This is a genomic window from Cellulomonas sp. URHB0016, assembly GCF_054057935.1.
Map to the genome: position 1 here is coordinate 1,953,929 of NZ_JBSRZU010000001.1, position 23,960 is coordinate 1,977,888.

General features: G+C 73.4%; 16 protein-coding genes and 1 pseudogene. 7 read left to right on the plus strand and 10 right to left on the minus strand.

The window, feature by feature from the left end; all coding sequences use genetic code 11:
* Positions 1 to 76 precede the first annotated feature (76 nt).
* The 3 genes and pseudogenes from ACVW07_RS09040 (at position 77) to ACVW07_RS09050 (ending at position 3,168) form a co-directional block, all read left to right on the plus strand.
* Positions 77 to 1,148: pseudogene (locus tag ACVW07_RS09040) on the plus strand (DNA polymerase domain-containing protein).
* A complete protein-coding gene (locus tag ACVW07_RS09045) occupies positions 1,132 to 2,595 on the plus strand; it encodes an MFS transporter (protein ID WP_456818917.1) in 1,464 nt (487 codons plus the stop codon). The pseudogene ACVW07_RS09040 and the gene ACVW07_RS09045 overlap by 17 nt, the downstream one beginning before the upstream one ends.
* Positions 2,596 to 2,742: 147 nt before the next feature.
* Positions 2,743 to 3,168, plus strand: a complete 426-nt coding sequence (locus tag ACVW07_RS09050; protein WP_456818918.1) for a peptidoglycan-binding domain-containing protein — start codon at positions 2,743 to 2,745, stop codon at positions 3,166 to 3,168.
* 73 nt (positions 3,169 to 3,241) lie between these two features.
* Here the strand turns inward: ACVW07_RS09050 and ACVW07_RS09055 are convergent, their stop codons facing one another.
* From ACVW07_RS09055 to ACVW07_RS09065, 3 genes are all read right to left on the minus strand, one after another.
* Positions 3,242 to 4,255: a M15 family metallopeptidase gene (locus tag ACVW07_RS09055; RefSeq protein ID WP_456818919.1), complete on the minus strand. Its 1,014-nt coding sequence runs from the start codon at positions 4,253 to 4,255 to the stop codon at positions 3,242 to 3,244.
* Between the two features lie 219 nt (positions 4,256 to 4,474).
* A complete protein-coding gene (locus tag ACVW07_RS09060) occupies positions 4,475 to 5,317 on the minus strand; it encodes an alpha/beta hydrolase (protein WP_456818920.1) in 843 nt (280 codons plus the stop codon).
* 38 nt (positions 5,318 to 5,355) lie between these two features.
* Positions 5,356 to 8,097, minus strand: a complete 2,742-nt coding sequence (locus ACVW07_RS09065) for an AAA family ATPase (RefSeq protein WP_456818921.1) — start codon at positions 8,095 to 8,097, stop codon at positions 5,356 to 5,358.
* A gap of 176 nt (positions 8,098 to 8,273) precedes the next feature.
* Here ACVW07_RS09065 and ACVW07_RS09070 point away from each other — a divergent pair, with 176 nt between their 5' ends.
* From ACVW07_RS09070 to ACVW07_RS09080, 3 genes are all read left to right on the plus strand, one after another.
* Positions 8,274 to 9,356, plus strand: coding sequence for a DUF3806 domain-containing protein (locus tag ACVW07_RS09070; RefSeq protein ID WP_456818922.1), 1,083 nt, complete (start codon positions 8,274 to 8,276; stop codon positions 9,354 to 9,356).
* Between the two features lie 70 nt (positions 9,357 to 9,426).
* Positions 9,427 to 10,137, plus strand: a complete 711-nt coding sequence (locus tag ACVW07_RS09075) for a DUF5701 family protein (protein ID WP_456818923.1) — start codon at positions 9,427 to 9,429, stop codon at positions 10,135 to 10,137.
* 9 nt (positions 10,138 to 10,146) lie between these two features.
* A complete protein-coding gene (locus ACVW07_RS09080; protein WP_456818924.1) occupies positions 10,147 to 10,575 on the plus strand; it encodes a YdeI/OmpD-associated family protein in 429 nt (142 codons plus the stop codon).
* Positions 10,576 to 10,604: 29 nt separating this feature from the next.
* Here ACVW07_RS09080 and ACVW07_RS09085 read toward each other — a convergent pair whose 3' ends face one another.
* Positions 10,605 to 10,892 (minus strand): hypothetical protein, encoded by a 288-nt coding sequence (locus ACVW07_RS09085; protein ID WP_456818925.1) that lies wholly within the window; start codon positions 10,890 to 10,892, stop codon positions 10,605 to 10,607.
* 78 nt (positions 10,893 to 10,970) lie between these two features.
* Between ACVW07_RS09085 and ACVW07_RS09090 the strand changes: the two genes are divergently transcribed.
* Positions 10,971 to 11,324, plus strand: coding sequence for a DivIVA domain-containing protein (locus ACVW07_RS09090; protein ID WP_456818926.1), 354 nt, complete (start codon positions 10,971 to 10,973; stop codon positions 11,322 to 11,324).
* Positions 11,325 to 11,343: 19 nt separating this feature from the next.
* Here the strand turns inward: ACVW07_RS09090 and ACVW07_RS09095 are convergent, their stop codons facing one another.
* From ACVW07_RS09095 to ACVW07_RS09120, 6 genes are all read right to left on the minus strand, one after another.
* The gene (locus ACVW07_RS09095; RefSeq protein WP_456818927.1) at positions 11,344 to 11,925 is read right to left on the minus strand and encodes a hypothetical protein; all 582 of its coding nucleotides are present in this window, start codon (positions 11,923 to 11,925) and stop codon (positions 11,344 to 11,346) included.
* A 160-nt stretch (positions 11,926 to 12,085) separates the two neighbouring features.
* Positions 12,086 to 13,702 (minus strand): vWA domain-containing protein, encoded by a 1,617-nt coding sequence (locus tag ACVW07_RS09100; RefSeq protein ID WP_456818928.1) that lies wholly within the window; start codon positions 13,700 to 13,702, stop codon positions 12,086 to 12,088.
* A gap of 524 nt (positions 13,703 to 14,226) precedes the next feature.
* Positions 14,227 to 15,606 (minus strand): permease prefix domain 1-containing protein, encoded by a 1,380-nt coding sequence (locus tag ACVW07_RS09105; protein WP_456818929.1) that lies wholly within the window; start codon positions 15,604 to 15,606, stop codon positions 14,227 to 14,229.
* On the minus strand, positions 15,606 to 15,968 hold the full coding sequence (locus ACVW07_RS09110; RefSeq protein ID WP_456818930.1) for a PadR family transcriptional regulator: 363 nt from the start codon (positions 15,966 to 15,968) through the stop codon (positions 15,606 to 15,608). Before ACVW07_RS09110 ends, ACVW07_RS09105 begins: the two co-directional genes overlap by 1 nt.
* A 90-nt stretch (positions 15,969 to 16,058) precedes the next feature.
* Positions 16,059 to 18,899 (minus strand): sulfide/dihydroorotate dehydrogenase-like FAD/NAD-binding protein, encoded by a 2,841-nt coding sequence (locus ACVW07_RS09115; protein WP_456818931.1) that lies wholly within the window; start codon positions 18,897 to 18,899, stop codon positions 16,059 to 16,061.
* Positions 18,899 to 23,902 (minus strand): 2-oxoacid:acceptor oxidoreductase family protein, encoded by a 5,004-nt coding sequence (locus ACVW07_RS09120; protein WP_456818932.1) that lies wholly within the window; start codon positions 23,900 to 23,902, stop codon positions 18,899 to 18,901. Before ACVW07_RS09120 ends, ACVW07_RS09115 begins: the two co-directional genes overlap by 1 nt.
* Positions 23,903 to 23,960: the final 58 nt, after the last annotated feature.

Sequence of the window (23,960 nt, forward strand, 5' to 3'; positions counted from 1 at the left end):
CCCGCTCCGGACCCACGGCACGGACCGGCGTCCAGGGCGCTGGGCGGGTGTCGGTGCGCTGCCCTACGTTGGCTGCATGTCGCCGTCCGCCACCCCCGCCGTCGAGCTCGAGGTCCGGTGGACGCACCGTCCGCGTGAGCAGCCCCGACAAGGTGTACTTCCCCGAGCGAGGGATCACGAAGCTCGACGTCGTGAGCTACTTCGTGTCCGTCGGGGACGGCATCCTGGGCGCGTTGCTCGACAGGCCGACCACGCTCGAACGGTGGCCCAAGGGCGTCTTCGAGGGCGCCAGGCTCGCCACCCGCGCGGACTCCTCGGGCGACGCGTTCTACCAGAAGCGCGTCCCGCAGGGCGCTCCCGAGTACGTGAAGACGGCGCGCATCGCGTTCCCGAGCGGCCGGACGGCCGACGAGGTGGCGCCCAGCGAGCTCGCCGTCGTCGCGTGGGCCGCGAACCTCGGCACCCTGACGTTCCACCCCTGGCCGGTGCTCGGCGAGGACGTGGACAGCCCGGACCAGCTGCGGATCGACCTCGACCCGCAGCCCGGCACCGACTTCTCCGACGCGGCCCGGGTGGCCCCGCACGTGCGCGAGCTGCTCGCCGAGCACGGCATGGAAGGCACTCCCAAGACGTCCGGCGGCCGGGGCATCCACGTCTTCGTCCCGGTCGAGCCGCGCTGGTCGTTCGTCGACGCACGGCGGGCCACCATCGCGTTCGGCCGCGAGCTCGAACGGCGGCTGCCGGACCAGGTCACGATGAAGTGGTGGAAGGAGGAGCGCGGGCGCAAGATCTTCGTCGACTACAACCAGATGGCCCGCGACCGCACCATCGCCTCCGCCTACTCGATCCGCACCAACCCCCGCGCCACCGTGTCGGCGCCGCTGCGCTGGGACGAGGTCGGCGAGGTGCACCCCGACGACTTCGACGTCCTCACCATGCCCGCGCGGTTCGCCGAGGTCGGCGACCTGTTCGCCCCGCTCGTGGCGCACGCCGCCCCCCGGTACTCGCTGGAGTCGCTGCTCGAGCTGGCCGAGCGTCAGGAGGCCGAGGACGGCCAGGGCGACCTGCCCTACCCGCCCGAGTACCCGAAGATGCCGGGCGAGCCGAAACGGGTGCAGCCGAGCAAGGACCGTGACCGGCCCCGCTGACCCACCACCCCCCGACCGGCGCCGTCACGAGGCGGGTCGGGCGGCCGAGGCCGTCACCTACTCCGCCCCGCGCGGACGCTGGGTGCTGCTCGCCACCGTGCTCGGCTCGGCGCTCGCGTTCATCGACGCCACCGTCGTCACGATCGCCCTGCCGAGCATCGCCGAGGACCTCGACGCGGACACGGCCGACCTGCAGTGGACGGTCAACGCCTACGCGCTGACGCTCGCGGCGTTCCTGCTGCTCGGCGGCTCGCTCGGGGACCGCTTCGGCCGACGCCGGGTGTTCCTCGTCGGGGTCGTGTGGTTCGCCGTCGCGTCCCTCGGCTGCGCCCTCGCACCGACCGTCGGCCTGCTCGTCGCCGCGCGGGCGCTGCAGGGCGTCGGCGGGGCGCTGCTGACGCCGGGGTCGCTCGCGATCCTCCAGTCCACGTTCTCGGGCGAGGACCGCGGCCGGGCGATCGGGGCGTGGTCCGGGCTGGGCGGCATCGCCGGTGCCGTGGCGCCGTTCCTGGGCGGGTGGATCGTGCAGCTCGCCTCGTGGCGGTGGGTGTTCGGCATCAACCTGCCGCTCGCCGCGCTCGTCGTCGCCGTCACGCTGCGGCACGTGCCCGAGAGCGCCGACGCCGGGGCGGCCAGGCGGCTGGACGTCGCGAGCACGGTGCTCGGCGCGCTCGGCCTCGCCGGGCTGACCTACGGCTTCACCGCGTGGACCTCGGCGGGCGCCCCGGACGCGGTCGTCGTGACCACGCTGGTGGGCGGCGTGCTCGCGCTCGTCGCGTTCGTGCTCGTCGAGTCCCGGGCCGCCGCTCCCCTGCTCCCGCCGGCCCTGTTCCGCTGGCGGCCGTTCGCCGGCACGAACGCGGCGACCCTGCTGGTCTACGCGGCGATCTCCGGTCTCTTCTTCTTCCTCGTCGTCACCCTGCAGGTGGTGTCCGGGTACTCGCCGCTCGCGTCGGGCATCGCCCCCCTGCCCGTGACCGCCCTCATGCTCGTGCTCTCGCCACGGGCGGGGATGCTCGGCCACCGGATCGGGCCACGGCTCCCCATGACCGTCGGGCCGCTCGTCTGCGCGGTGGGCGCCGCGATGCTTTCGACGGTCGGCGCGGACGCCCCCTACGTCACGGACGTGCTGCCCGGCGTGCTGGTGTTCGGGCTCGGGCTGTCCGCGACGGTCGCGCCCCTCACCACCACGGCGCTCGCGGCCGCGCCGGACCGTCTGGCAGGAGTGGCGAGCGGTGTGAACAACGCCGTCGCCCGGATCGCCGGTCTCCTCGCCGTCGCCGTGCTGCCGCTCGTCGCCGGGGTGGGCTCGTCGCTGACGGACCCGGCGACGCTGGGTCCGGCCTACCAGGTCGCTCTGCTCGTCTGCGCGGGCCTGCTCGTGGGCGGCGGGCTGGTCTCGTGGTTCACCGTGCCGAGCAGCGCGGACGCGGTCCCACCGCGCTGACCGCGTGCCCGCAGGCGCCTCGCCCAGCAGATCTGCCCAAATCGGGCGTGTCGGACGCCTGCGAGTGCTAGACACGACGCTCGAACCGCCGGCCTGCCCCGGACGGGGCTCCCGCCCCCGTCGTCCCCTCGTACGAAGGAGTCCCCCATGCGACGCCAGCTCATCTCAGGCGTGTGCGCCCTGGTCATCGCCGCCGGCGTGATCACCGCGACCGGTACCGCCGGATCCGCCGAGGGCGTGACGTGCACGACCATGTACAAGGTCGGCATCGCCACCGACCACCCGATCGTCATGCCGTGGGGCAGCCGCGACACTGAGTGCTACCTGGCCCAGGGCAACGTCGGCAACGGCGTGAAGGCCCTGCAGACGGCGCTGAAGTACTGCCACGGCTACAGCCTCGGCGGAGCCGGGGTCGACGGGAACTTCGGCCCGGCCACGAAGACGGCCCTGGTGTCGTTCCAGCGGTCCAAGGGGCTCAGCGCCGACGGGATCTACGGCCCCAACACCATGCAGGCGATGAAGTTCTCGAGCGAGGTGCCGGTGTCCGGGAGCTTCTCCTGCCACGTGTGGTGACCTCGGCCGCGAACCGGCACCGGGTCCGGGCGGCGGGTCGCGCGGCCTGACCCGGCGAGAGCGGGGCGGCTCGTCACCCGGTGTACTCGAAGTGCCAGTACTCCGGGTTCGAGCCGCCCTGCGTCGCCCAGGACGGCACCCGCCACCCGTACGACGGCCCGTGGGCCACCAGCCAGTCGCGCTGCGGCGTCCCGTACCCGTACTCGCAGGGGAGCTCGGGCACGTCGAGCGCGAGACCCGTGCCGTGCGACGAGGTCCCAGGCACGGCGGCGACGGACCCGAGGGCCTCCCGCATGGCGACCTGGGTGTCCAGGTCGCGGTAGGTCAGGTCGAGGTCGAGGTGGTGGCCGAACGCGGTGACGAACGCGGCGTCGAGCCGTTCGAGCGCCGCGGCGGCGGCCGTCCGCAGGTAGTACGGCGTGCCGTGCGGGTCGACGTCCCAGGAGACGGCGGTGAGCTCCGACGGGGGCAGCCTGCCGTTCGAGCCGTCGCCGCCCTCCGTGGCGGGCGACGTGTAGAACGGCGGCCCCGTATACGTGGTCGCGCACGACGGTGCGGTCGTCGGCCCGGTGGTCGGCGCAGCGGCCGGACCGGCCGTCGGCGCGGCGGACGAGGGCCGCTTCGGGGCCGCTGCCTGCTGCTGCGCCCAGGCGTCGTGCGACGCCGTCACGGCAGCGGTCGCCGCACCGAGGCGTGCCACCGTGGCCCGGACGGTCAACGGCGGTGCGCCGGTCGACGCCTGCGCCGCCGCCAGCCCGTCGGCGAGCACCCGCCGGGTCGCGTCGTCGGCCACCGCCCCGTCGGTCGCCGCGAGCACCCGACCACCCTCCGCAAGAGCGACAGCGAGCGCGTCGGCCGCCGAGCTCTGCGCGCCGAGCGAGCCCGCCCGCATGGCGGTCGCGTCGTGGACGACGCGCATCGACGCATCGCCGGCGGCTGCCGTCGAGACCTCGGCCACCCTGGCCTCGGCGGCGGTGTGCGCGTCCGCCGCCTGCTCGGCGCGATCGGCCCGGAGCCACGCGCCTCCCGTGACGGCACCACCGACGAGGACGACGGCGGCGGCGGCAGCGACGACGCGGTGGACCATCACCTCTCCCGGAGGTGCCGGTGGGGCACGGTGCGACCCGCGCCCAGACGGGCACGGCGTCCTCCGTCAGGCTAACCGCCGCCGCCGGGTGCACACCTCTGAACACCCGGCGGCGGTCGGTCGTCCGCACCAGCCCGCACCGTCGGTCGTGCCCCCTCGGTGCAGGCCGGTCCCGGCCCGGTTCGGCGACATCCCCCCGAACGCGCCGTCCCGGTGGTCTCAGCCCGCGAATCGCCGCACGAAGTCGAGCGTCGCCTGGGCCACCTCCTCCCAGCCCGAGTCGATGGTCAGCGAGTGCCCGCGGCCGGCGATCTCGACGATCTCGGTGACGCCCTCGTTGCGCCGCTGGCGCTTGAACGCCGCGTTCGCGATGGCCCACGGCACGGTGTGGTCGTGCTGCCCGGACAGGATGAGCAGCGGTCCCCGGTCCGGGCTCCTGCTGTTGACCTTGGCCTCGCTCCACGGGTTGAAGTTCGCGGCGGCGGCCTGGAAGATCGGCTCGCCCGAGCCGGGCACCGCGTAGGTGTCGTAGAGGTCCTTCGCCTCGACCTCGTCGAGCACGTTGGCGAAGGCGTACCGGAACTGCTCGTAGGTCAACGGCACGGCACGGTGCCGGTTGGCCGGGTTGCCGAGGACGGGCGACGCGGACCGCAGGGCCGAGACGGGCAGCGGCAGGACGCCCCGGAAGGGTGCCGGGTCGATCGCGACAGACGCGACCGACAGGCCGCGGCCGGCCATGATCTGCGTGAGCAGGCCACCGAACGAGTGCCCGACGACCACGGGCCTGATGGTCAGCCGCTCCAGCACGGCCTGCACGTGGTCGGCGATGTCCCCGACGCCCTTGCCCGCGAACACCTCGGGGGCCGCGTTCGCCTCCGAGACGGTGGCGGGGTCGTCGGGCCAGCTGGGCGCGATCGTCGCGAAGCCCGCCGCCTCGAACCAGGTCCGCCAGCGGTCCCAGCTGCTCGGCAGGAGCCAGAGCCCGTGGACAAACGCCACGGGCTGCAGGGCGGTGGCGTTGACCCGGTCGACCTCGGCCTGCTCGTGCTCGCTGAGGGGCATGCGTATAGCGTCGGCGCAGGTGAGGGCCGTGGCATCCGTCAGCTGACGTAGGGCTCCGCCAGCGACCCGAGGCGGGCGAGCTCGTGCCGGGAGGTCACCCCGAGCTTCGGGAAGAGCCGGTACAGGTGGGTGCTGACGGTGCGGCTGGACAGGTAGAGCCGGTCCCCGATCTCGCGGTTCGACAGCCCGGCGGCGGCGAGCTGTGCGACCTGCCGTTCCTGCGGCGTGAGGACGTCGAGCACGTCGGTGACCCGCCTGCGGACGGTCTCGCCCGACGCACGCAGCTCCTCCCGGGCGCGCTCCGCCCAGGCGGACGCCCCGAGCGCGTCGAGCTGCTCGGCCGCGACCCGCAGCCGGCTGCGCGCCTCGACCACCTTCCGACGACGACGAAGCCAGGACCCGTGCGCGAGGAGCAGCCGTGCCCGGTGGAACGGCCAGGCGGACAGGTCGGTCGCGAACGCGGCGGCGAACAGCGGCTCGGCGGCGTCGCGGTCGGCGAGCAGCGGCGCCGCGGCAGCCAGCCCCACGCGGAGCGCCGGCGAACCGGTGCGCGCGTGCAGGTCCGGCAGGTCCGCGACGAGGGCCGCCGCCTCGGCCTGACGACCGGCGTGCACGGCAGCCTCGGCGAGGTCGAGCACCACGAAGGTGCGGGTCTGCGGGTGGAACGCCACGTCCGACGGGTCGAACACCCGTCGCAGGTGGTCGAACGCCTCGCCGGGCCGCCGTGAGCCGAGCACGGCGAGACCACGGGCCACCTGTGCGAGGGAGAGCAGCGTCGTCGCACCCATCGGCACGAGCTGCGCCTCGGCCTCCGCGACGGCGGCGAGCGCATCGTCCTCGTGGCCCAGCACGCCTGCCGCGGCGGCACCCGCGAGCCGCGCGACGGCGTCCCAGCGCGCCTTCGACGACGCCGCCGTGAGGCGGACGGCCTCGTCGGCGAGCACGGCGGCTCGGCGCCCACGGCCCGCGTGGACGGCGGCCCAGCCGTAGCCGGTGAGCACCTCCGTGAGCAGTCCCACCCTGCCCCGTGCGCGGACCATCGGCTCGGCGGCGGCGTACAGGTCGAGCGCGCGGTCGTACGCGCCGACCGCGGTCGCGACGGTGGCGAGCAAGGTGAGGTCGCGGGGCCCCGAGGCGGACGTCGGCACGTACGCGTCGAGCGCGGCCAGCACCTCGCCGCCGCTGCCGTCGGGATCCACGTAGGCGAGGACGGCGAGGCGCCGCGGCTCGCCCGCCGGGACCCGCAGCCGCCGGGCCAGGTCGACCACCTGGTCGCGCACGCGCTGCGGCGGCAGCGACCAGTAGGCCCGCAGCGCGACCGACTCGAGCACGTCGAGCGCGATCTCGTCCTGGCCGGTCGTGGCGAGCTGCTCCGCGAACCTCAGGAACGCCGGGAGCCGCTCGCCGCCGGTCCACCCGGTGTCCCGCAGGGACTCCTCGAGCCAGGACAGCCGTGCGGTGGTCAGCGGGTCCGCCGCGTCGCGAGCGGCGGCGTCGAGGTGCACGTCGAGGAGGCTGCGCCGGCCCAGCAGGTGGGCGGCCTCGGCGGCGTCGAGGTGGGCGTGGGCGCGGCTCGTCGCGTCGAGGTGCAGCTCGGCGGCGCGCTCGAACGCCGCCAGCGCGACGTCGGCGAACCCCCGGCGGACCGCGGTCCGGCCCGTCTCGTGCAGCTCCTGCGCGAGGGCCGGGTCCGGGCCGGTCGCGGCGGCCGCCCGGTGCCACAGGGCCCGGTCGGGATCGGTGTCCGCGAGCGCCGCCGCCAGGGTCCGGTGCGCCGCGGCGCGTTCGTCGTCCGTCGCCTGCGCGACGACCGCCGCCCGCGCGAGCGGGTGCCGGAAGCGCACCGTGCCGCGGTCGAGCTCCAGGAGCCCGCACTCGACGGCCTGCTGCAGGTCGGGCGGCGCCGGGAGCGACGCCGCCCCCGGGTCGTGCAGCGCGCTGAGCAGCACGGACGCACGCGTCCGCGCCGACAGGTCGACGAGCCGACGCGCGAACGTGCGCTCCAGGCGGGTGGTCAGCGGCAGCTCCGAGGCCCGCTCGGGCAGCGGTCCCACGTGGGCCCGGGCCGCCACGGGGAGCTCGACGAGCGCCAGCGGGTGTCCGGCCGACGCGTCGAGGACGAGCGACCGGGCGTGCGGGTCGAGGTCGGCTCCGGTCCGGTCGAGCAGGTCCTGGGCGTCGGCGGGGCACAGGGGCAGGACCTCGAGGGTGCCGATGCCCGCGCCGGCCACCGCGTCGACGGTGACGACGCCGGCCGGGTGGTCGACGAGCGTCGCGAGCAGGGCCAGCTGCTCGTCGGGCGCGCGGCGGGCCAGGGCCAGCAGGACCTCGGCGGACGACGGGTCGACCCAGTGCAGGTCGTCGACGAGGAGCACCGCACCGTTGTCGCCCGCGGCGGACGTGAGCAGCTCGACGATCGCGAGCACCAGCCGGAACGGGTCCGGGGCGGCCTCGTCGGTCGGCGTGAACGCGGCGTCCAGCACGCGCCGGGACGCCTCGGGGAGCACGAGCGCACCGGCGAGCACGGGCCGCAGGAGCTGGTGCAGGGCCGCGTACGGCATCCGCGTCTCGGTCGGCACCCCGGTGCAGCCGAGCGTCAGCAGGCCGCGCCGCACCGCGTCCTCGCCGGCGACCTGCAGGAGCGCCGACTTGCCGACGCCGGGCCGGCCGTGGAGCACCAGCGCGTCCCCGGTCACGGGCAGTCCCGAGACCACCGCGAGCACCGTCGACGTCTCGTCGGTCCTGCCCACGAGCCGCGCGGCCGCCACGGGGCCGATCATGCGCCTCGCCGGTGCCCCTGCACAACAGCGTGCCCGCAGGTCAGGCCCCCTCAGGTACCGCGGCGGCCACGCTCCCGCGTGCCCCTGCGCCCACCTCCCCACATCGGCACCCGCCATCCGGTGGAACGCGGCGCCCGCACCTCAAGCGCAGGCCGCCGGGCGCCGATCCGCTGCTCATGAGCGACGTCCGCCCGACGCTGTCCGCGCCCGGCACCGCGACGACCGGGATGCGCGCGCTGACCGACAACGAGCGACAGCACCTCGACGGTCTGCGCGCCCACATCCGCAGCAGCGGGATCGACACGTGGTCGGCCGACGCCGTCGGCGCGTTCGTGCACCAGGTGCACGCGTCCTGGGCGCTCAGCGGTGCGCCGGTCCCCGAGGGCATGGTCGCCGCCCTCGGTGTCGCGCTGGGTGACCTCGTGGTCGGTGGCGCACGGGGGGCGCGCTGGATGATGCGTACCGCCGGCGCCGGGCCGACGCCCGCCGTCGTCTCGTCGTCCGGCCACGCCGCGGTCCTCCCGCTCGACGACGTCCGGGCCCGGTGGGACACCGGGTGCGCGCCCGCGTGGGGCGCCGGGTACGTCACGGCCGCCGCCGCCCACCTCGCCGAGCAGGCCGAGACCCCGACGTTGCCCACGCCTCGCGCGTCGTCCGAGTCGGAGTCAGGGTCCACGTCCGAGACCGGGACCGAGTCCGGGACGGGGGCGGGGGCCGGGAGCGGGGCCGGGAGCGGGGCCGGGACGGAGACAGGGACCGGGACCGGGACCGAGTCGAGGACGGAGACAGGGACGGGGACCGGGGTACCGGCAGCGAGGGCCGCGTCAGGGGCCCACGTCGCGTCGCCCCGCACGCCGACCGACCTGCCGTACCCGCCGTCGCCGTCGGTGCAGGACCTCGCGCTGCGGGCGCTCGAGCGCCTCCTCGATGCCGTCGTGGCCACCGGGCCGTCCGCGGTCCGCCCGTTCGCCGTGGTCGAGTCGGGCGGCCGGGCCGACATCGAGGAGTTCGACGACACCACCGCCGCCCGCGCGTGGGTGCGGGGGTCCGGCGCCTCGTGCGCGGCGGTCGCCTGGGTCGGCACCGTGCCCGACGACGGCTCGCCCGCGGTGCTCGTCGAGGCGTGCGACGCCCGCCGCCCCAGCCTGCGCGTCGCGATCCGGTTCTCCCCCGCCCGGCCGGCAGGAGCGGGCCGCGCCCGCCCGGCGCGCGCGGTCGGGGAGCCGCTCGTCCTCGGGAACGGCGCGCCGCTGCTCTGAGCGGCAGGGAACCGCCGCCGGCCGCCACCCGTTGAACCAGGTCACCTCGTTCCGACACCTGGGAGCACCCGTGGGCATTCCCGTCACCCCCGTCGACCCGCTGCTGGCCACCGTCGCGTCGCCCGGTTCGGCGGCGGCGACCGCGTTCGATCCCGCCGCCGACCCCCGGGACGAGCTCGACCGGCAGGTCACGGCATACGTCGAGCTGGGCTTCGCCGGCCTGCTCGACGTCACGGAGGACGAGCTCCGGGCTCGGCTCGCACCGCTCGTGGCCGTCGCACCGGCGACGGACGCCTGCCCGGCGGTGCCGGGGGACGGCGCGGCGTTCGTGCTCGTCGTGCCCGGTCTCGACGTCAACGACACCGCCCCGGCGATGCGTCGCGGCGCCCGCCACGGCGTGTCCGTCATCGACCGCGACGAGGCGCCCACCTACCGGCCGCTGAACGGCCTCCACGTCCCTGAGCAGCCGTACCTGCTGGTCGACGTGGACACCGGGTCGGAGCTCTGCAACGTCCGGCCCGAGGACGCGCTCGCCACGGTCACGAGCCGGGGCCGCACCCCGCTGACGATCGACGAGGGCGTCGCGCTCGCGGTCGTCCGGCCCGACCTGCTGCGCCCGAACAAGTGCTTCTCGCTGATGGGCTCCCGCACGGGCACGAACCAGCGGGTGCCGGCCGTGTGGATCAGCGAGCGCCGCGCGAAGCTCGGGTGGTGCTGGGACCGCAACCCGCACACGTGGCTCGGTGCCGCCTCCGCCGCCGGCCGGACGACCGCGGCCTAGGCTGCCCACATGCGATTCCGGACCACGATCCTGCTCGCCGGCAAGACCGCCACCGGCATCCCGGTCCCCGACGACGTGGTCGCGGCGCTCGGCCGCGGCAAGCGGGTGCCCGTGGTCGTGACGCTCAACGGCCACTCGTACCGGAGCTCCGTCGCGCCGTACAACGGCCAGAACCTCGTCGCCCTGAGCGCGGAGAACCGCACGGCGGCCGGGGTCGAGGGCGGCCAGGAGGTCGAGGTCGACCTGGAGGTCGACGACGAGCCCCGCACCGTCCCGGTGCCCGACGACCTCGCCGCCGCCCTCGCCGGGCCCGCGCGCGCCGCGTTCGACGCGCTGTCGTACAGCCGGCAGCGCGCGATCGTGGAGCCGATCGGGGCCGCGAAGACCCCCGAGACCCGGCAGCGCCGCATCGACAAGGCGGTCGCGGACCTGTCCTGACGGTCAGACCTCGTACCAGTCCTGACGGGTCAGACCTTGTACCAGCGGTTGCCGTAGCGGCGGGTGACCGAGCGCCCGCTGATGTCGGCCAGCTCGTCCAGCCGCGCCAGCACCGCCCACCCGGCGCTGCGGGCGGACTGGTCGCCGTCCGCCTCGAACCGCACGGTCACCCGTGCCTGACCCCGCACGACCGCGACGTCGAACGCCTCGACGGTGACGACGGCCCGCGCTGTCTCGACGGCCTCGGGGAGCACGTCGGGGGCCGCGACCCCAGGCTGCAGCAGCCCCACCGCGGCGCTGACCCGGTAGGACGGCACCGCGCCACGGTACCCCCGAGGGCGCCATCACCCGTCGTACGCCCACGGACCCGTCAGCCGACCCGGCAGGATGTGGGCGTGCTCACCGCCCACCAGGTCCTGTCCGCCACGTTCTCCGCGACGAAGTTCCGCGAGGGCTACGACCAGGACGAGGTCGACGACTTCCTCGACCGGGTCGTCGCCACCCTGCGGGCCCGCGAGGCCGGGTCCGCCCTCGGCGGCGCGGTGACCGTCGCGGACGTCGACGGGCTCCGGTTCCAGCTGACGAAGTTCCGGGAGGGCTACGACATGACCGAGGTCGACGCGTTGCTGGACCGGGTGCGGGAGACCCTCGGCGGGACCGCGCCCGGTGTGGGACAGCCGCCCGGTGGTCCCGTGTCCGGGTTCCTCGAGGCGAGGCCGTCGGGCTGGCGGCGATTCTTCGGCGGCTGAGCCACCGGTCCACCCTGTGTCAGTCGGTCGCCGCCACGAACCGTTCGGGTGTGATGGTCGCGATGCCGCCCACCTCGTTGGTGCACGACACCCCGACACGCAGCAGGGTGCACACGATCCCGCCGTGTGCCACCACGGTCCCGGCCGGGAGGGGATCGGTGTCCGTCGCCTCCTGGTACGACACGTCGCTCGCGCAGCCGAGCCGGCCGATCGCGTCCTGGTAGCCGAGCGAGATGTCCGAGCACGCGATGCCGTAGTCGAGCCACGCGTCGGGGATCGCGTACGTGTAGTCCGCGAGCATCTGGCAGCCGACTCCGGCAGTGCCCGAGTCCGGTGCGTCGAACTCGCAGGTCGTCGAGTCGGACCGGAAGGCCGTGACGTCCAGCGGTGCCGTGTCCGCACCGGACCCGGCCGCGTCGGCGGTCGCCGTGGCAGTGGCAGTGGCTGTGGCCGTCATGGGGACGGCCGGCGCCGCGCTCGACCGGGCCGGGACCGAGGTCGAGGACGGCGACGGCGAGGCGGTGCAGGCGGCAAGGGCGGCAAGGGCGGCCAGGGTGAGGACCCCCGCCACCGAGGTCAGGAGGTACGAGGGCGGTCGCATGCGGGCAAGGATCGCAGGTCCCGGGTGCCGCAGCGGTCGCCCTGCGCGACCAGCCGCGCGTCCTCGAGGACAACCCCGGAGGTCTGGCGGTCCCCGCCGGCTCACGGCTCGCAGGCCGAGCCGCCGGGGACCTCGTCAGGAGGCACGTCGGGCTGAGCGGTCAGTCCGCCAGCTCCAGGTACCGGTCCACCAGGCCGACGAACTCCGAGCGCAGACCGTAGGGGTCCACGCCCAGCGCGGCTCGGGCGCGCTCGCGTGCCCGGCCGGCGTCGGCGTCCTCGGCGTCCGGCGAGCGGGTCGCCGCGAGGCCGAACTCCGCGACGGCGGACGCGAACCTGAAGTCGGACGTGGGCTCCGTGGTGTAGGCGTCGGCGCGCGCCGGGAACGCGACCTCGGTGCTGCTGTCGGCGCCCGGGCGCTTGTAGCGCACGTGCACGGTCAGGAAGTCGCTGGAGCGCCCCTCGTCGACGTCCTGGTAGTCCAGGTCGTCCCGCGCCCGGCCCCCGGCGGGGACCAGCTCGTAGAACGCGGTGACCTCGTGGCCGGCGCCGACGTCGCCGGCGTCCTTGGCGTCGTCGTCGAACTCCTGCTCCGCGAGGCGGCGGTTGTCGTAGCCCAGCAGCCGGTACCGGGCCACCGTGGCGGGGTTGAACTCGACCTGGACCTTGAGGTCCTGCGCGACGACGAACATCGTCGAGTCGAACTCGTCCACCAGGACCTTGTGCGCCTCGTCGAGGGTGTCGATGTAGGCGTAGTTGCCGTTGCCGTGGTCGGCGATGGCCTCCATCGTGTCGTCCTTGAGGTTGCCCATCCCGAAGCCGAGCACCGAGACGTAGACCCCTGATCGGGCCTGCTCCTCGATCAGGGCCGTGAGCTGGTCGGGGCTGGACGGGCCGACGTTGAAGTCGCCGTCGGTCGCCAGGACGACCCGGTTGTTGCCACCCTCGACGAAGTTCTTCGCCGCGAGCTCGTACGCGGTCTCCAGGCCCGCTGCACCACCGGTCGACCCACCTGCCCGCAGCTCGCGCAGGATCCGCACCAGCTCGCCGTGCTCGTCGCCCGGCACGGAGTCGGCGAGCACCTCCTGCCTGCCGGCGTAGGTCACGATCGAGACGGTGTCGTCCTCGTCGAGCTGGTCGACCAGCAGGGCGAACGAGTCGGCGAGCAGCGGCAGCTTGTTCGGCTCGTCCATCGAGCCGGACACGTCGAGCAGGAACACGATGTTGTTGCCACGGCTCGTGGCCTTCTCGGTCGTGGCCTGCACGCCGATCATCGCCAGCTGGTGGTCCGGCGCCCACGGCGCGTCCGCGACCTGCGTCGTGACGGTGAACGGGTCCTCCGCGCCCGGCCCGGGGACCGGGTAGTCGTAGTCGAAGTAGTTGACCAGCTCCTCGATGCGCACACCCTCCGGCGCGACGCCCTGGTTCAGCTGCCGGCGCAGGTTGCTGTACGACGCGGTGTCCACGTCCGACGCGAACGTCGACAACGGGCTGGTCGTCACGTCCTGGAAGGTCTGCGCCGGGGAGTCGTCGTACTCCTCCTGGCCGTCCACCGGCGGCCGGCGCGGCGCCTCTGGCTCCGAGGAGCCGTCGTAGGAGGTGTCCGGCCCGTACTCGGTGTCGGACGAGCTGCCGGAGCTGCTGCAGGCGCCGAGCACGCCCACCACGGCGACGACCGCGACAGCAGCGACCGCGCTGGTCGGCTTCCTGGTACGAGAGCTCGGACGAGCGCGCCGCCTCGCGGCGAGCAGGGCGCCCATCAATGATGAACCGCGCATCAGTTGCCTCCATTGTTCGAGGACTGAAGCGTGGCGGCCGGTGCGGACGCGGACCAGCACGGCGCGGTCACACGAATGTCGCGGTCGGGTAACACGGTAACGAATTACCCCGTGCGTCACGCGACAATGTGGACGGCGGGCGGCGAGCTCAGCACGGCGACCGCAATCTACCGCCGTCAGAGCCGTCACCCGTACGAGCGAGCACGTCAACGCGCCCTCGTGTCTCGGACGGGACCGCCCGGCCCGGGGTCAGCCCTGGAGCACGGGGCCGACCAACCTGTCGAGAACGGTCGTGACCACGGCGTCCGGAATTCACGACCACGTCCCGTCCACAATGTTCCGCCGGGCATTGATGTGCGCGCGGGCCAGATCGCGCGCGAAATCTGGCGTCGTGCCGTCAACCCTGTTCGGCCGGCGGCGGCGGCCATTCGGGTGAATCGCGTGGCGTGGCGACACCGTCGGATCTCGCCCGGCCGTCACCCGCCTGGATCTCGGCAGCTCAGCGGTGCGCGCGGCCGACCGCGTCAGACGAACGAGAACAGCGGCGGGAACACGACCACGACGACGACGGCCCAGGCGGCGTAGACCGGCAGGTACCGCGTCTGCCAGCGCTCCAGCGCCGAGAACGTCCCGCGACCGCGCAGGAACCGGGCGCTCCGCCACGCCGACACCCCGAGGTGCACGAGCAGCAGCAGGTTGAGACCGAGCGCGGCGATCTTGTTGGGGCTGGTGCCGAACTGCGCGATCCGGGTGAGCATCGCGGTCAGCATCACGGCGTCGACCGTGAGCGCCGCACCGACCATGACGAGCTGGAGCCAGTCGGCGAGCGCGGGTGGGCTGAGCGGGTCGCGGGCCGAGATGGAGTAGACGAGCAGCGCGAGGACGAGCACGAGGATCGCGTCCATCAGGATGAGCAGGTCGCGGTTCACCTCGACGAAGCCCCCGGACACCGCGAGCGCCACCAGGACGGCGGCGAGCATGACGATGGTCAGCGGCGTGAAGATCCGGGTCAGCACGGGCGCGATGTTCTCGACGACGTCCTGCTTGGCCTCGACGAGCCAGGCCGCCACGATGAGGGCGCCCGGGACGGCGAACGGCATCACCCAGGTGGCGATCACGGGACCGGGGTCGACGCCGACGAGCTGCAGCGCCCCGGCGGTGAGGCCGAGGAGCACGCCGCCACCGATCGCGAGCAGCGTGTAGTAGATCGCGAGCTCGCCCGTGAACCGCACGAAGTCCATGCGCCGGCCGTCGGAGCGCCAGGACTCGGCGACGTACGCGAGCCCCACCAGCAGCCACAGGACGACGGGTGCGTGGAGGATCGCCAGCAGCTCGGTCGAGCCCTCGGGAACGAAGGGGTACAGGTTGAGCACGACGGCGAGGACGACGAACGGCACGGCGACCGCCGCCACGGTCCGTGTGCCGACCTGGCGCTTCCACCCGAGGTACGCGGCCAGGAACGGCAGGACGAGCAGGCCGACGTTGCGCACGAACCCGACCTCGTCGTCGCCGAACCAGGCGACCCCGGCCCGTACGGCCACGCCCGCGCCGGCCGCGAGCGCGATCACGACGGAGAGCTCGCGCCACCGCGGCGCCGGCGAGCCGGGTGTGCGGGGTGCGCCGGGGGTGTCGGCCGTGCTGTCGGGGACGAGCGCGAGCTGCTTCCACAGCCGCTCCGAGTGCTCACGGGCGTACTCGCGGGAGACGGCGTCCATGTCGCCGAGGCGCTTGATCGCGACCAGGAACGCCTCGTCGTCGTCGAGCCCGGTCGCGCGCAGGTCGGCCACCTGGCCCCGCAGGTGGTCCTCGAGCTCGTCGACGTCGGCCGACGAGATGACCTGACGCCGGTGCACGTAGCCGCGCCACCGGTCGACCTGGGCCTCGAGCTCGTCGTCGTGCGCCATCACGCCCACCCCTCCACGACGGCGACGGGCCGCGGCGCCGACTCCCAGACCTGCCGGAGCGCGTCGGCGACCACACTCCACTGCGCGTGCCGTTCGGCGAGCGCCGCCCGGCCGGTCGGGGTGATGGCGTAGTGCTTGCGGCGCCGGCCGGCCTCGGACGTGCCCCACGACGACGAGACATGACCGAGCCGTTCGAGCCGGTGCAGGAGCGGGTAGAGCATGCCGTCGGTCCACTGCATGCGACCGCCGGAGAGCTCGCCGACGCGTTTGAGGATCGCGTACCCGTAGAGGTCACCGTCGGCGAGGATCCCGAGCACGAGCGGTGTCGCGGAGGCAGCCACCAGGTCCTTGTCGATGCGCACGACGTCTCCTCTACCTTGATGTGCTAGGTATCAAACCCTAGCGGCTCTAGGTATGGCAACTCGCCAAGAGCACGCCGACGGGCGCGAGGCCTACAGGCCGTGCCGGACCCGGGCCGCCTCCTCCTGGGCCTTGAACAGGCCGAACCGCGGCAGGAACTTGTCCCAGTCGATGAGGTGCGAGTCGATCTCGGGCCCGTCGATGCACGCGTGCTTGCGGACCAGCTGCCCGTCGATCACCACCGGCACCATGCACGCACCGCACATGCCCGTCGCGTCGACCATGATCGAGTTCAGCGACGCGACCGTGCGGACGCCGTACGGCTCGGTGAGGTCGGAGACGCCGCGCATCATCATCGGCGGGCCGATGGTGACGACCTCGGCGATCTTCCGGCCGGCCTCGAGCATCTCCTGGAGCGGCTTCGTGACGAAGCCCTGGACGCCGTACGAGCCGTCGTTCGTGGTGCAGACCACCTCGAGCCGGTCGCCGAACTCCGCCTGGAGGTCCGCGACCCGTTCCCCGTCGGCCGTCCAGAACATCAGGTCCTGGGTCCGGAACCCGGCGACGAGCGTGACGTGGTTCCCCAGCCGCAGGTGCTCGCGCAGGATCGGGTACACCGGGGGCAGGCCCAGCCCGCCCGCGGTGAACACGACGGTCTCGTCGTCCGCGTAGCGGTGGAGCTCCGACGGCCGGCCGAGGGGGCCCGCGATGCCCGCGAGGACGTCGCCCGGCATCATCGCGTTCATCTCGATCGAGCTGACGCCCACGGCCTGCACGACGAGGCAGACGGTGCCCGCCTCCGCGTCCCAGTCCGCGAGGGTGAGCGGGATGAGCTCGCCGCCCTCCCGGGTGTGCACCCGAACGAACTGGCCCGCCCGCGCCGACCTCGCGACGACCGGCGCCCGGACGACGAGCTCCTCGATGCCCGGCGAGAGGTTCCGCTTGGCGAGGATCACCGCGTCGGAGGCCGCGAGGTCGGTGTACGTCCTGGCGGCCTTGACCATCCGCTTGACGTCACCGGACGGCACGTCGACGCCACCGATGATCTCGCGCGCCGCCGCCTGGCCGTCGCCGGCCGCGTTGATCGCGGTGGACCCGCCGCGGGTGGCGTCACCGCCCGAGTAGACGCCCTCGAGGGTGGTCTCCTGGGACCCCGCCGCAGCGAGGTTGAGCGTCCCCCACCTGGACACGTCGATGCGCGGCTCGGAGTCCTTGATCAGCGGGTTCGACGAGTTGCCGAGCGCCATGATCACCAGGTCGGCCCCGATCTGCTCGGTCGCACCGGTCGACATCGGGCGACGACGGCCGGACGCGTCCGGCTCGCCGAGCTCCATGATGTCGAGCGTCGCCGCCTTGACGAACCCGGTGCTCAGGTCGCCGAGGAACTCCGACGGCCCTCGCAGCGGGAGCAGGTGGATGCCCTCCTCGAGCGCGTGGTGGAGCTCCTCGACACGGGCGGGCATCTCGGCCTGGGTGCGCCGGTAGACGATCGTCACGTCGCCGCCGAGGCGACGCGACGTGCGGGCCGCGTCCATCGCGGTGTTGCCGCCGCCGATGACCAGGACCTTCTTCCCCTGCACGAACGGCAGCGGCGTCTCCTGGTCCTCGCGGTTGGCGTGCATGAGGTTGACGCGCGTGAGGAACTCGTTCGCCGACATGACGTTGAGCAGGTGCTCGCCCGGCACGTTCATGAACATCGGAAGGCCCGCGCCGGTGCCGACGAAGATCTTCCAGAAGCCCGCGTCGCGCAGGTCCTGCAGCGTCGCCGTCTTGCCGACGACGAAGTTCGTCACGAAGCGGCCACCGAGCAGGCGGATCTTGCGCACGACGTCGTCGATGAGCTCGTTCGGCAGACGGAACTCGGGGATGCCGTAGCGGAGCACGCCGCCCAGCTCGTGGAACGCCTCGAACACGGTGACCGGGAAGCCCTCGGCCGCCAGGAGGTAGGCGTTGATGAGGCCGGACGGACCGGACCCCACGATCGCCACCGGCGGCCTGGCGGCCATGGCCCACGGGTTCGGGTACGAGGCGAACCGCGCCGCGTCGCCGTCCGGGTTGACGAGCTTGTCGCGCTCCGGCAGGAACCACTCGAGCTGACCGATCTGCATCGACGTCTTGTGGAGGCATGCTGCCTGGCACTGCAGCTCTTGCGGGCACACGCGACCGGTGACGTTCGGCAGCGGGTTGCACGAGTGGAGCAGCTCGAGCGCCTCCTGGAACCGCCCGGTACCGATGAGCTCCATCATCACGGGGACGTGGATCTTCACCGGGCAGCCGAACGTCGGCGGCCTGTGGGCTTCGAGGAACACACCGAGCTCGCAGGGCGCGTCGGCGCACTGCTTGTCGCGGATCGCCTCGAGCCACACGATCAGGTCGATGTCCCGCCGGGTGAACCCGAGGTCCATGTAGCCGAGGTAGCCCTTGCTGACCAGGCCGAAGTCCTCGGCGCGCTCGTCGGCCTCACGGACGTACGGCGGGATGGTGCTGCCCGCCGGCCAGTCCTTCGAGAGGCCGTGGAACATCGGGTAGCGGTCGGACAGGTGGGCGTCGATCGCCTTGACGAGGAGGCGCTTCCTGCCGAGCGGCAGGTCCCAGACGAACCGCATGAGCACGGTCGACACGTCGTCGTCCCGCAGGAGCATGTCCCACAGGCGCAGGACGAAATCGCGGCTGAGCTCGGGCTGCCGGAACTCCCAGGCGACGGCTGCCATGCCGTCCGCGATGAACAGGTCGCGGAAGGCGCGCGGGTCGGCGACGAGCCGGCGCTCGAGCAGGTCGAGCTGGTTGCGGAAGGTCGAGACCCCGCGCGTCGCGTCGAGAGCCTCCACCTCCTGCCGCGTCGCGTCGAGGGCGTGGCGTGCCCCGACCCATCGCAGGACGTCGTCCTGGCCGGCCGGGCGTGCGGGCGTGTCGGATGCGGCCTTGTCGCTCATCAGTGGATCGACTCCGCGTCGCAGTTGGCCTTGACCCGGGCGATCCGTCGGGCGATGTCCGGCGTGACCTCGAAGCCGTCGAGCGCGCCTTCCTTCATGTGGCCGACCACCCGTGCTTCCCCGTCGACGATGATCGTCGCCTTCTCGAACAGCGCCGGGAGCTCCTGGTAGCAGGTGCCGCAGTCGTTGCACCTCGCCTCGTCGGCCGGGTCCAGCCAGATCGGCCGGTCCGCCGCCGTCGTCGCGTCCGGCGCCGGCGCGGCGGCCGCAGCCACTCCCCCGAGCACGCCGCCGCCGAAGGAGAACGCCGGCATGCTCGGCGGTGCGGCCGAGGACGAGGCGAGCTCCGCCATCGCCGCCGCGATCTCGTCGAGCGAGGTCTCGCGGGCCGTCGTCGCCGCCTGGTACTGGGCCATGATGTCGGCGACCTCCGCCCTGTGCTCCGCGGACAGCCGCGCCACGCCGAGCCCGGCGAGGAACTGCAGCGTCTGCCAGTGGTGCTTGCGGTCCTCGACGAGCGCCACGACGGCCGACGAGCACGCGACCTTGATGAGGCGCTTGTCGGCGTCCGTCGCGTAGACGAACGGAACCTTGCCGGCCCGCTGCTCGTCGGGCAGCTCGACGAGCTCGGCGATCGGGACCAGGTTCGCCTCGTCGGCGCCCTGGACCTTCCTGAACTGCTTCGCGAAGCGGACCTCGCCGAGCGCGAACTCGGCCGGCGTCAGCGGCGCCTGCAGAAGCTGCAGGTTCCCGCTCTCGTCGACGTGCTCGAGCGTCGACGTGCTCCACAGCGCGTCGACGTCCGGGTTGCCGTCGAGGTCGAACCGCTCGGGCAGCGTGCTGCCCTTGCGCGGGTCGTGCACGAACAGCGGGCTGACCCGGCTCTCGACAGCGAGCCGCGAGCGACGGTTCGAGAGGTCCTCGGGGATCCCGTTCTCCGTGCCGCAGGGGGCGTAGACCTCCATGACGGCCGTGCCCTCGCCGAACTCGAGCATGCTCATGGCGGCGGCCAGGAAGTGCCCGTGCAGCGCGGTGGCCGTGGTGGCGACGAAGACGTTCGGGTGGAACGCCGCGATGAGGCCCAGCTCCTTGCGCACCTCACGCTTGCCCGCGTGGGCCTTGCCGTGACGGGCGAGGTCGGCGTCGTGGCCGGTCAGCGACGCCGTCGACGCCTGGCCGCCGGTGTTCGAGTAGCCGCCGGTGTCGAGCACGAGCGCCTTGATCGGAGTGCCGCCGGTCAGCACGCGCGACAGGGCGCCGAAGCCGATGTCGTAGGTCGCGCCGTCGCCGCCGATGGTCAGGACGTTCGGCAGGAGCGCCAGCTCCTCGGCCGTGAGCTCGTGCCAGGTGAGCGTCGTGCCCGCCTTGCCGTGGACCGCCTCCTCGTAGGCGTCGGCCAGCTCGAGCCTCGCGTCGCGCAGCGCCCGGACCTCCGGGACGAGCTGCGCGGCGAGGCCTTCGTAGATGCCCACCGCCAGCGGCTGGGCGTCCTGGAACAGGCTGTTGACCCACGGGTCGAGGTACGGCTGGAAGGGCATCGTCGACGCGTAGACGGACGAGCAGCCGGTCGAGTTCGCGATGACCGTCGGCGCCGGGCCGTTGCCGGTGGGGCCGCCCTCGTAGAGGTACAGCGCCTTGTCGAGATCAGCCACGAGCGCGCCGAGGTGCTGGCGACGGCCGGCGTCCTCGACGGTGCCCAGCTTCACCGCGAGCTGCTCGATCGTGCTCTCGAGCTCCGCGATGTGCGCCCGCTTGCGCTCCTGGCCGAGGGCCCGCGACAGCGCGGTGATCAGGCGGATCGCGGTGACCTCGCCGCAGCCGCGGCAGCCGCCGTGGCCGCCGACCATCGCGTAGTAGCTCGCGTGGTCGAGGACCATCCGCTTGACGTCACCGTCGGGCGTCACGGCGTCGGCGACGAACCGCTTCGGGGTGTTGGGCAACGCGGCCATGGTCTCGAACCGCTGCTCGAGCATGTCGACCAGGCTCTCGTCCTGCTCCGCCACGGTGAGCGCGTGCGGCCCGCAGACGTCGACACACTGCAGACAGCCGGTGCACTTCCACGGGTCCACGACGGCGGAGAACAGCGCCCCGGTGCCCGGCGTCTGCTTCTCCGTCGCGTCGAAGAACGGACGCGTCCGCGCGACCGGGAAGGCGGCGATCGCCTCGACGACCGCGTCGGCGTACCGCGCGACCGCCCGTTCGTCCGCGTCCGGTACCGCCGTCGCGGCGACCGACGCGAGGGACGTCGCGCCGGTGTCCGCCCGGAGCTCCTGACGGATCCGCTCCGACCAGGTCCAGGCCACCGCGCGGAGCGCCTCGCGCTGCGGCTCGGGGGCGTCCACCTGGCCGATGGCCGAGAGCACGAGGTCGTGGATCTCGTGCAGGGTGTTCGGGATCGCCGCGTCGGGGCAGGCGATGCCGCACTCCAGGCAGCCGGTGCAGGCGGTCGGGTCGAACACGGGCACGGTGCGCCGGAAGATGCCCTTGTCCTTGTGGAGGCCTGTGGCGACCGGCATGAACAGGCCGGCGCCGGGGAGCACCGGCGACTCGCCGACGGTGCCCTCGCGGAACGGACGGGCGGCCAGGTCCTCGTAGTAGGCCGGGTCGAAGAGTGCCGAGGCACGCGGCTCCGCCGCGACCGGGCACATCGACGCGGACAACGCCACGGTCCGGGCGCGCGTGCGCGCGGCGGCCGGCTCGGCCTCCACGGCGACGAGCTCCTCGGCCTCGTAGTCGATGGGGCTGACCGCCGCGATGGCGTCGGTGATGACGGCCATGTTCGAGCTGACCACCGTGTCGCCCTTGCGGCCGAACTTCTTCGTCAGCTCGTGGCGCACCTTCTCGAGGATCGCGTCACGCGTGGCTCCCTGGGAGATGCGGTCGACCCGGCCGACGACGGCGCCGATGAACGCGATGCCCATCATGCGGGTCTCGAGCTCGGGCGTCGGTGCGTGCCTCTTGGCGACCCGGAAGGCGTCCATCACGAGGAAGGTGATCTTCCTGTCGCGGATGGTCCGTCGCGCGTGCGCCGGCAGGCTGCGCCACACGTCGACCGGCGCCAGGTCCGACTGCATGATGAACGTGCCACCGACCGCCAGGCCCTTGAGCGGGTTGGTGTGGACGAACGCCTTGTGGTCCGGGGACACCACGACCTCGACGTCCTCGAGCTCGGCGTTGGTGAGCAGCACCGGCTCCGGCGACAGGGTGATGTAGAAGTTCGTCGCCGCGCCGCTCTTCTCGGAGCCGTACTTGGGCGCCGACTTCGAGTACATGCCGAGCACCCCGGCGAGGATGTCGGTCAGGAGCTTGCCGGTGGCGATGGTGCCGTAGCCACCGACCGAGTGGAACCGGATCCGCAGCGCGTCCTCCGGCAGCACCTGCGGGTTCGGCTCGGTGGTGAGCGCCATGAGCTCCGTCTCCGGGTAGGCGGCACGCAGCCGCTCCTGGATCCCGGCGAGCTCGCCCGACGCGCCGTCGCTGAAGAACTGCGAGCCGAGGTAGACCAGCGGTGAGCCGGTCGGTGCCACCATGTTCCTGAATGCCGCGACGAGGTGCCGCGGCTGCACGTCGTGGCCGCCGAGACCGAAGATCGCCGTCGTGAGACGCGGGCTCGCGGCCAGCGCAGGGATGCCGGGGAACTCGGGCGCGGACGACGGGGTGGACGCGTTCGCACGGGCCCGGAACAGCGCCTGCGTCACAAGGCGCGTCAGCGCGGTGTCGTCGGACCGCTCGAGGACCGTGACGGCCTGGGCGTTCCTCAGCGCCGCGACCAGCTCGGCCTCCGGGAACGGCTGCAGCATCTTGACGGAGACGACGCCGACCTTGAGCCCCTGGGCCCGCAGGTAGGGCAGCACGGCGCGGACGTCGTCGGTGATCGACCCCAGGCCGACCATGACGTAGTCGGCGTCGTCGCAGTCGTAGGCCATGACCGGCGAGTACTCGCGACCGGTGAGCGCGGCGTACTCGGCCATCGCCTGGCGCGCCAGCGACGGCACCGCCGAGACGAAGTGCGTCCGGTGGTCCACCGCCCCGGCCTGGAAGTCCGGCTGGTTCTGCACCGGGCCGGTGAGGCCGGGGTTGTGCGGGTCGACGAGCGCCGGCACCAGCTGGCGCGTGCCCTTGGACCAGGCGTTCACCCATGCGCGGCGCCACTGCGCCTGCAGGTCCGCGGGCACCCACACCGCCGTCTCGGCGACAAGGTCGCCGGCGTCGTCGGCCTCGACCTTCTCCGCGGTCGCGGTCAGGTGGGCGCGCAGCGCGGCGAGGTCGTCGGGCGCGAGGTCCGCGGCGTGACGGTCGAGGTACCGGCCCAGCTGGAACACGCGGCCCTTGGCACCGAACAGGATCTCCTGGGCGACGGTCGGGGCGGCGATGCGCGCGGCCGGGTCGCCGAGGTACTCCTTGAGGAGCTCGGGCTCGGGCAGCAGCACCTCGCTCATCACGTGGCTGGTGGCGAAGCCGTCGAAGGTGTTGGCGACGGGGATGAGCGAGAGGGACGACGTCCGGTACGCGATCGCGGCGAGGTCGGCGGCCTCCTGGGGGTTGGAACCGAAGAGGATGGTGTAGCCCGCCGGGAGCAGCGCGTAGATGTCGTCGTGCCCCGCCATGACGTTGAGCGAGTGCTTGCTCACCACACGGGCCGCGACCTGGAGGACGAAGCCGCCGATCTTCTTGCCCACGGTGACGTAGTGCGACTCGAGGGCGTAGAGGATGCCCTGGCTCGAGGAGGCGTTGGAGACGAAGCTGCCGCCGGTGAGCGACGCGCCCAGTGCTCCGCTCTGCGCCGAGTGCTCGCCCTCCGCCTCGACGAAGAACGGGTGCTTCCCCCAGACGTTCAGCTGGCCCTCGGCACGGGCCGCCTCGAACGTCTCGACGATCTCGGTCGAGGGGGTGATGGGGTACCCGATGACCCCGCCGCACACGTGCTTCATCACGTGCGCCACGGCGCCGTTCCCGTTGATGACGTCCGGGAGGCCGGGGAACTTGGGCTGATCAGCAGTCACTGTGCGCGTCCCGAGGGCAGGGAGTGGACTGGATCGTGCGGACCGGCTCCATGACGGC

What these genes read in the sequence shown, in the direction of transcription:
- ACVW07_RS09080 (WP_456818924.1), top strand. Translation starts at nt 10,147, where the DNA reads ATGCGATTCCGGACCACGATCCTGCTCGCCGGCAAGACCGCCACCGGC.
- ACVW07_RS09105 (WP_456818929.1), bottom strand. Translation starts at nt 15,606, where the DNA reads ATGGCGCACGACGACGAGCTCGAGGCCCAGGTCGACCGGTGGCGCGGC.
- ACVW07_RS09065 (WP_456818921.1), bottom strand. Translation starts at nt 8,097, where the DNA reads ATGATCGGCCCCGTGGCGGCCGCGCGGCTCGTGGGCAGGACCGACGAG.
- ACVW07_RS09055 (WP_456818919.1), bottom strand. Translation starts at nt 4,255, where the DNA reads ATGGTCCACCGCGTCGTCGCTGCCGCCGCCGCCGTCGTCCTCGTCGGT.
- ACVW07_RS09115 (WP_456818931.1), bottom strand. Translation starts at nt 18,899, where the DNA reads ATGAGCGACAAGGCCGCATCCGACACGCCCGCACGCCCGGCCGGCCAG.
- ACVW07_RS09095 (WP_456818927.1), bottom strand. Translation starts at nt 11,925, where the DNA reads ATGCGACCGCCCTCGTACCTCCTGACCTCGGTGGCGGGGGTCCTCACC.
- ACVW07_RS09070 (WP_456818922.1), top strand. Translation starts at nt 8,274, where the DNA reads ATGAGCGACGTCCGCCCGACGCTGTCCGCGCCCGGCACCGCGACGACC.
- ACVW07_RS09050 (WP_456818918.1), top strand. Translation starts at nt 2,743, where the DNA reads ATGCGACGCCAGCTCATCTCAGGCGTGTGCGCCCTGGTCATCGCCGCC.
- ACVW07_RS09100 (WP_456818928.1), bottom strand. Translation starts at nt 13,702, where the DNA reads ATGCGCGGTTCATCATTGATGGGCGCCCTGCTCGCCGCGAGGCGGCGC.
- ACVW07_RS09060 (WP_456818920.1), bottom strand. Translation starts at nt 5,317, where the DNA reads ATGCCCCTCAGCGAGCACGAGCAGGCCGAGGTCGACCGGGTCAACGCC.